This is a genomic window from Mesorhizobium sp. M7A.F.Ca.CA.004.06.1.1 (assembly GCF_003999135.1).
Taxonomy (GTDB): Bacteria; Pseudomonadota; Alphaproteobacteria; order Rhizobiales; family Rhizobiaceae; genus Mesorhizobium.
Map to the genome: position 1 here is coordinate 1 of NZ_RZPQ01000256.1, position 7,256 is coordinate 7,256.

The window sequence follows — 7,256 nt, forward strand, 5'->3', positions numbered from 1 at the left end:
AACCAGGACAGCGCCCCAGGTGAAGCCACCGCCCATCGCTTCCAGGAGGACGAGATCGCCCTTCTTGATGCGGCCGTCGGCGACGGCCACCGACAGCGCCAACGGCACGGAAGCAGCCGAGGTGTTACCGTGCAAATCGACCGTAACCACCACCTTTTGCTCAGCTATCCCGAGCTTCTTGGCGGAAGCGTCAATAATTCGTTTATTGGCCTGGTGGGGCACGAACCAGTCGAGATCATCGGCTGAGATACCCGCTTGCGCGAACGTCGCCTCGATCACGTCGGTGATCATGCCGACCGCATGCTTGAAGACTTCGCGGCCCTCCATCCGGAGGTGGCCGACCGTACCCGTGGTCGACGGCCCGCCGTCGACGAAAAGCTTGTCCTTGTGCGTGCCGTCGGAGCGCAGGCTGGCCGCCAGAACGCCATGGTCGGCGATCGCGCCCGTCCCCTCGCCTGCTTCCAGGATCATGGCACCGGCGCCGTCGCCGAACAGCACACAGGTCGAGCGGTCGCTCCAATCGAGGATGCGCGAGAATGTTTCCGAACCGATCACCAGGACACGCTTGGCCAGGCCGCCGCGGATGTAGAGATCGGCGGTGGTCACGGCATAGACGAAGCCCGAACAGACCGCCTGCAGGTCGAAGGCAAAGCCGTGATGCATGCCGAGCCGGTTTTGGATCTCGACGGCAGTGGCCGGGAATGTGTTGTTGGGCGTCGAGGTCGCCAGCACGATCAGATCGATGTCGACTGGCGTGAGGCCGGCATTGGCAAGTGCGGCACGTGCCGCTGCTTCCCCCAGCGAAGCCGTGGTCTCGTCGTCACCAGCGATATGGCGCTGGCGAATACCGGTACGCTGGGCGATCCACTCATCGGAGGTCTCGACCATGCCTTCGAAATCGGCATTCTTCATGATTCGGCGGGGCAGCGCGGCGCCCGTGCCGCGCACGACTGATCTGATCAAAGTTCTTTCCTATTCCTTTGCGTCGGTGACGACGTCGGATTTCCTAGATGACAGGGCACGCGGGTTGCGCGCATGAAACAGGTCCAGATCGGCCTCGATGCGGTCGAGGAGGTTGTTGCGGACCATGTCATAGCCGAGTTCGATCGCGGCGGCGAACCCATCAGAATCAGCACCGCCATGGCTTTTGACGACGATGCCGCTCAACCCCAGGAAAACGCCACCGTTGGACCGGCCGACATCCATCTTTTCGCGCAGGCGATCGAAGGCGCCCTTGGCGAAGATGTAGCCGATCCTGGCCATCAGAGTCCGGCTCATCGCCGCGCGCAGATAGCCACCGATCTGGCGCACCGTGCCTTCCGCCGTCTTCAGCGCGATGTTGCCGGCAAAGCCTTCGGTGACGACGACGTCGACCACGCCCTTGCCGATATCGTCACCCTCGACGAAACCGTGATAGTTCATCGAGGCCATGTTGGCTTCGCGCAGCATGCGCCCGGCCTCCTTGACCTCTTCCTGGCCCTTGATCTCCTCGACGCCGACATTGAGCAGGCCGACGCTGGGCCGGGCTATGCCGAAGACCGAGCGCGCCATGCCGGTGCCGAGAATGGCAAAATCAATGAGCTGTTGCGCATCGGCTCCAATGGTCGCACCGACGTCCAGCACCACGCTTTCGCCGCGCAATGTTGGCCAAAGGGCTGCGATTGCTGGGCGATCGATGGTGGCCATGGTGCGCAGGCAAAATTTCGACATCGCCATCAGCGCGCCGGTGTTGCCGGCGGAAATGCAGGCGTCGGCTGTGCCGGCCTTGACCGCTTCGACGGCCTTCCACATCGATGACTTCCAGCGGCCGTGGCGCAGCGCCTGGCTCGGCTTGTCGTCCATCCTGACCGCAACTTCGCAATGGAAGAATTCGCTGATCTCGGCGAGCTTGGGAAATTTGGCAAGTTCGGGGCGCACGACTTCCTCACGCCCGAAGATGACGAAGCGGATGTCGGGACGACGGGTCGCGACCGTCATGAGCGCTGGTATGACCACGGCTGGTCCGTGATCGCCGCCCATGGCATCGATGGAAATCCTGATCACGCGGTATTTATCTCACGGTTAGGCGGCAGGTCGCTTGAGCGACCGCGAAGGTTCGGCGAAAATAACGGTTTTGGGCTGCCGCACAACCGACTTTTCCGTCGCGGGCGAGCTTTTCAGGATTTTCCCAGCAAGGATCGCAGTTTTTGCTGAAATTCATTCTCCGCCGGTTCGGTCTCGCTGCCGGCATTGAGCGATGCGCCCTGCTTACGCGGATAGGGGTCGATGGCGAGCCCGAAATACTGTTCGGCGAGTGCCCCGACATCGATCGTGTCACCGGAAAATGTCTCTGGACTGTCAGGGCCTTCCGCATCGAGCAGGATCTCGCCGCCACCATCGAAGCCCTGCCGTCCGAGCTTGGAATCCTCGGGCAGCAGCAGCGCTTCGACCGGTTCGTCGATATGTGCTTCGACAGGCTCGAGCGTGACGATGCAGGCCTGAGTGATGTCGGCCTCGACGCGGCCGCTGATCTTCACGCCATTGCGCTTCCATGACGCGACCAGAAGCTCGGCGCGATAGGATTCGACCGAAATCAGCCCGTGCTCCTCGGCCAGTGCCGCACGCTGTGCGGCATCGGCCTCGATAACCAGCGGCAGGCCCTTCTGCGGCAGGCGCGTAATGTTGGCGCGGAAGGAGACCGGGCTTTGCGGGTCAACATGCTTCATTGTTCAACCTCCTTGGCGGCGGGAAAGGTCAGCGTGCCGGAGACAATCGATTCGGATGGCTGCGCGGCCAGATGACTGCGCGCGTCGGTAACATAGTTGGCCAGCAGCGATGCTTCCGCCCAGGCGCCCGTGTCGGGCCGGACATTGCGGGCAAGAGCCGCGGTCAGCCCGTCATGGTCGTTTCTTTCCAGGGCATCATCATAGGCAGCGGTACGGCCATAAAACATCTTTGCCAGTTTTTTCATGCGTTTGGGCACGCCAACGTCGCCAATGCCCAATTCCCGCAACGAATGGTCGACGTCAAGGAAGAACTCGTCGATCAGCACCTGGGCGACCTCTTGCGCCGCACCGCTCTCCCCGCGCAACCTGTGCTGGAACAGGAACATGTGCAGCGACAGCATCTCGAAACGGCCAAGCGGCGTATCTGGCACATTCCAGTGGGAATAAAACACAGTCTGCCGCGCCGCCGCCACGATTTGTGCGTAAAGCGCCTCGGTGATAGCGCGGTTGGCGTAGCGTTCGCGGCCAAAAAAGCGCTGGAACATTGGGGATGGTCTCCTGGGGACCGTTTGTTGAAGTGGGCTTGTTGCATCGGCAAGCAAGCTGGTTTACCGGTTTCGCGGCCCAGCGCAAGTTGCGGCCAGCTAATGGAGTTGTTGTTGCGCGCGCTGAATTTCAAGTCGACCTTCTCGTCCAGGCCCGCCGGCGCGATCTCGCTGCTGATGATCGTTTCGGCACTGTCCGCCTGCCACACCTCCAAGATGATGGGCGATCTCAGCCCGAGCGAGACGCTGACGCAAGGTTACGTCATAGACCAGCAGGCAATCGACCTGGTGCCGGTCGGTTCGAGCCGCGAGCAGGTGCTTCTGGCGCTCGGCACGCCGTCGACGACCGCGACCTTCGACAACGAGGCATTCTATTACATTTCGCAGACGCGCAAGCGCTACGTCGCCTTCGACAAGCCACGGCTCATTGACCAGCATGTGCTGGCTGTCTATTTCGGCGCCGATGGCCGTGTCACCCAGATCGCCAATTACGGGAAGAAGGATGGCAAGATGTTCGACTTCATCTCGCGCACCACACCGACCGGCGGCAAGGACCAGAACTTCCTCAGCCAGGTCATCAACGGTGCCAGCAAGCTGGCGCCCGGCATTCCCGGCGGCGGCGTCTAGTTCCCTTCGGCTTCCATTCCCGGAAGCCTCGTCATCTCAGGCGACCAAAAACCCGCGGGAGCGATCCTGCGGGTTTTTGTTATGGGTCACCAGTCAGGGCACGGCCACTGGCATGCTGCAGTGGCCACCACTGAAAACACGACGCTGGGCCCGGCATAAGGTGCCAGCGCACGCATTGCGAAGACCGGGCGAAAGCGAGCGCTGAAGGATAGTTTGGCTTGCCTCAACAAAAAACCCGCGGGATCGCTCCCGCGGGTTTTTTCGGGCTGAAGCCTTGATCAGCCGTGCGCGAGCACGGCCAGCAGCAAGAGCGCGACGATGTTGGTGATCTTGATCGCCGGGTTGACGGCCGGGCCAGCGGTGTCCTTGTAGGGATCGCCGACCGTGTCGCCTGTCACCGAAGCCTTGTGCGCCTCGGAACCCTTGAGATGCTTGACGCCGTCCTTGTCGACAAAGCCGTCTTCGAAGGACTTCTTGGCGTTGTCCCAGGCACCGCCGCCAGAGGTCATCGAGATGGCGACGAACAGGCCATTGACGATGACGCCGAGCAACGAGGCACCCAGCGCTGCAAAGGCGGACGCCTTCGAGCCCGAGATCAACAGCACGCCGAAATAGACCACGAGCGGTGCCAGCACCGGCAGCAGCGACGGGATGATCATCTCGCGGATCGCCGCCTTGGTCAGCAGATCGACCGCGCGTGCGTAGTTCGGCTTCGAGGTGCCGGCCATGATGCCCGGATCCTCGCGGAACTGCTTGCGCACTTCCTCAACGATGGCGCCCGCCGCGCGGCCGACGGCCGTCATGGCGATGCCGCCGAACAGATATGGGATCAAGCCGCCGAAGATCAGGCCGGCGACGACGTAGGGGTTGGAGAGATCGAAGGAGATCTCGCCCATGCCCTGGAAGTAGGGATATTTGTCGCCATTGGCGGCAAAGAACTTCAGGTCGTTCGAGTAGGCGGCAAACAGCACCAGTGCGCCGAGACCGGCCGAACCGATGGCGTAGCCCTTGGTCACCGCCTTGGTGGTGTTGCCGACCGCGTCGAGCGCGTCGGTGGACTGGCGCACTTCCTTGGGCAGGCCGGCCATTTCGGCAATGCCGCCGGCATTGTCGGTGACCGGGCCGAAGGCGTCGAGCGCAACGATCATGCCGGCAAGACCGAGCATCGTCGTGACCGCGATCGCCGTACCGAAGAGGCCGGCAAGCTGATAGGTCGAGATGATGCCGCCGACGATGACGATCGCCGGCAGCGCCGTCGATTCCAGCGAGACCGCAAGGCCCTGGATGACGTTGGTGCCGTGACCGGTGACCGACGCCTGAGCGATGGAGTTGACCGGGCGCTTGTTGGTGCCGGTGTAGTACTCGGTGATGACGACGATGAGACCGGTCACCACGAGGCCGATCAGGCCGCATATGAACAGGTTCTTGCCGGTGATGACCATGCCGGCGACTGTGCCGATCTCGCCCCAGCCGAGCGTCACCTGTGTGGCGACGCCGAGGCCGACGATGGACAGCAGGCCGGTGACGATCAGGCCCTTGTAGAGCGCGCCCATGATCGAGCCGTTGGAACCGAGCTTGACGAAGAAGGTGCCGACGATCGAGGTGAGGATGCAGGCGCCGCAGATGGCGAGCGGATAAAGCATGGCCGCACCCAGAACGGCGGTGCCGCCAAAGAAGATGGCAGCCAGAACCATGGTGGCGACGACGGTCACCGCATAGGTTTCGAACAGGTCAGCGGCCATGCCGGCGCAGTCGCCGACATTGTCGCCGACATTGTCGGCGATGGTGGCCGGGTTGCGCGGATCATCTTCGGGAATGCCGGCTTCGACCTTGCCGACGAGATCGCCGCCGACGTCGGCGCCCTTGGTGAAGATGCCGCCGCCGAGACGGGCGAAGATCGAGATCAGCGATGCGCCGAAGCCGAGCGAGACCAGCGAGTCGATGACGATGCGGTCATTGGGCTGGAGGCCCATGAAGTGGGTCAGGATGAGGTAGTAGATCGACACGCCGAGCAAGGCCAGGCCAGCAACCAGCATGCCGGTGATGGCGCCCGATTTGAACGCGATGTCGAGGCCGGCAGCGAGGCTGTTCGATGCGGCTTGCGCCGTACGAACGTTGGCGCGAACGGAGACATGCATGCCGATGAAGCCGGCGGCGCCCGAAAGCACCGCACCGATCAGGAAGCCGATCGCGGCGGTGATGGACAGCAGCCACCAGGCGAGCACGAGGACGACGACGCCAACGATGGCGATGGTGGTGTACTGACGCGCCAGATAGGCTTGTGCGCCCTCGCGGATAGCCGCGGAGATTTCCTGCATGCGTGCATTGCCTTGATCGGCCGCAAGGACCGAACGTGTCGCCCAGATGGCGTAAAGGATTGAAAGCAGGCCGCAGGCGATGACGGCGGAAATAATTGTCATTGCCGGATTTTCCTCGATTGATGGCCCAAAAGAACCCCTCCCTGGGCCGTTGAGACAAAGACCGGATTCCGAGCACGGAATCCGCCTCTTCGCATCGGTGTATGCGAAACAGGGCTGCGAACGTCAAGATATTGTTCGGTTTTTGCCCGGCTTTCGCCCAAATGGTTTGGGCCAGGCGACGACTGCTGTCAGCACCCTCTATTAGATCGATTGAAATTGGCCTGACGCAGGACGCCCCTACTCGGCTCCCCGGCCCATGCGGCGCGCCGTGTAGCGCTCGATCGCCGACAGACCGTCATAGATCAGCACGGCAAGCGCTGCCACGATCAGGCCGCCTTGCAGGATGAAGGCGAGATTGTTGGACAACAGCCCGGCGATGATCACTTCGCCCAGCGTTTTGGCTGCCACGGTCGAACCGATGGTCGCGGTGGCAAGACTGATCACCACCGACAGCCTGATGCCGCCGAGAATGATCGGGGCGCTGAGCGGCAGCTCGACCTTGGTGAGCCTTTGCCAACCGGTCATGCCGGCGCCGCGCGCCGCCTCGACGACATTGGCCGGCAGCGTCGTCAGACCGGTCAGTGCATTCTCGAAAATCGGCAGCAGGCCATAGAGAAACAGGGCGATCAGTGTCGGCTTCTCGCCGAAGCCGACGGCCGGTACGGCAAGCGCCAGCACCGCCACCGGCGGAAAGGTCTGACCGATGTTGACGAGGCTGCGCGATAGCGGCAGGAATTCGGCGCCGGCCGGCCTGGTGACCAGGATGGCAAGCGCCACCGCAACGATGGTTGCCGCCACGGTGGCGATCAGAACCGTGCGTAAGTGCAGCAGGGTCAGCGTCAGCAGGCTGCCCTGGTTGTAGATCACCGGCGCGTTGTTTTCGGTCAGCGGCTTCAGCAGCGGCACGAACCACCCGGGATTGGTGACGAAGGCGACAAGCAGCACCACCAATGCTAGCC

The 7,256-nt window shown here is 62.6% G+C and carries 7 protein-coding genes; 1 reads left to right on the forward strand and 6 read right to left on the reverse strand.

Annotated elements, in window-relative coordinates; genetic code table 11:
- From EN906_RS16750 to EN906_RS16765, 4 genes are all read right to left on the reverse strand, one after another.
- The coding region (locus EN906_RS16750) for a beta-ketoacyl-ACP synthase III (protein ID WP_164777203.1) at positions 1-963 on the reverse strand (963 nt) is incomplete at its 3' end.
- 9 nt (positions 964-972) lie between these two features.
- Positions 973-2,043: a phosphate acyltransferase PlsX gene (gene plsX / locus EN906_RS16755; RefSeq protein ID WP_127272087.1), complete on the reverse strand. Its 1,071-nt coding sequence runs from the start codon at positions 2,041-2,043 to the stop codon at positions 973-975.
- Positions 2,044-2,156: 113 nt separating this feature from the next.
- Positions 2,157-2,705, reverse strand: a complete 549-nt coding sequence (locus EN906_RS16760; protein ID WP_027162417.1) for a DUF177 domain-containing protein — start codon at positions 2,703-2,705, stop codon at positions 2,157-2,159.
- Positions 2,702-3,250 carry a ubiquinol-cytochrome C chaperone family protein gene (locus EN906_RS16765; RefSeq protein WP_127267861.1) on the reverse strand — a complete coding sequence of 183 codons (549 nt, stop codon included), beginning with the start codon at positions 3,248-3,250 and terminating at the stop codon, positions 2,702-2,704. Before EN906_RS16765 ends, EN906_RS16760 begins: the two co-directional genes overlap by 4 nt.
- Before the next feature lie 114 nt (positions 3,251-3,364).
- Between EN906_RS16765 and EN906_RS16770 the strand changes: the two genes are divergently transcribed.
- Complete coding sequence (locus EN906_RS16770; protein ID WP_127267855.1) at positions 3,365-3,877, forward strand: outer membrane protein assembly factor BamE; 513 nt, start codon at positions 3,365-3,367, stop codon at positions 3,875-3,877.
- Positions 3,878-4,155: 278 nt separating this feature from the next.
- Here EN906_RS16770 and EN906_RS16775 read toward each other — a convergent pair whose 3' ends face one another.
- Positions 4,156-6,297: a sodium-translocating pyrophosphatase gene (locus tag EN906_RS16775; protein ID WP_127267856.1), complete on the reverse strand. Its 2,142-nt coding sequence runs from the start codon at positions 6,295-6,297 to the stop codon at positions 4,156-4,158.
- 237 nt (positions 6,298-6,534) lie between these two features.
- The coding region (locus EN906_RS16780; protein WP_164767120.1) for an ABC transporter permease at positions 6,535-7,256 on the reverse strand (722 nt) is incomplete at its 5' end.

Excerpts from the sequence above, each read along its gene's own strand:
- EN906_RS16760 (WP_027162417.1), bottom strand. The coding sequence starts at position 2,705 with ATGAAGCATGTTGACCCGCAAAGCCCGGTCTCCTTCCGCGCCAACATT.
- EN906_RS16765 (WP_127267861.1), bottom strand. The coding sequence starts at position 3,250 with ATGTTCCAGCGCTTTTTTGGCCGCGAACGCTACGCCAACCGCGCTATC.
- EN906_RS16775 (WP_127267856.1), bottom strand. The coding sequence starts at position 6,297 with ATGACAATTATTTCCGCCGTCATCGCCTGCGGCCTGCTTTCAATCCTT.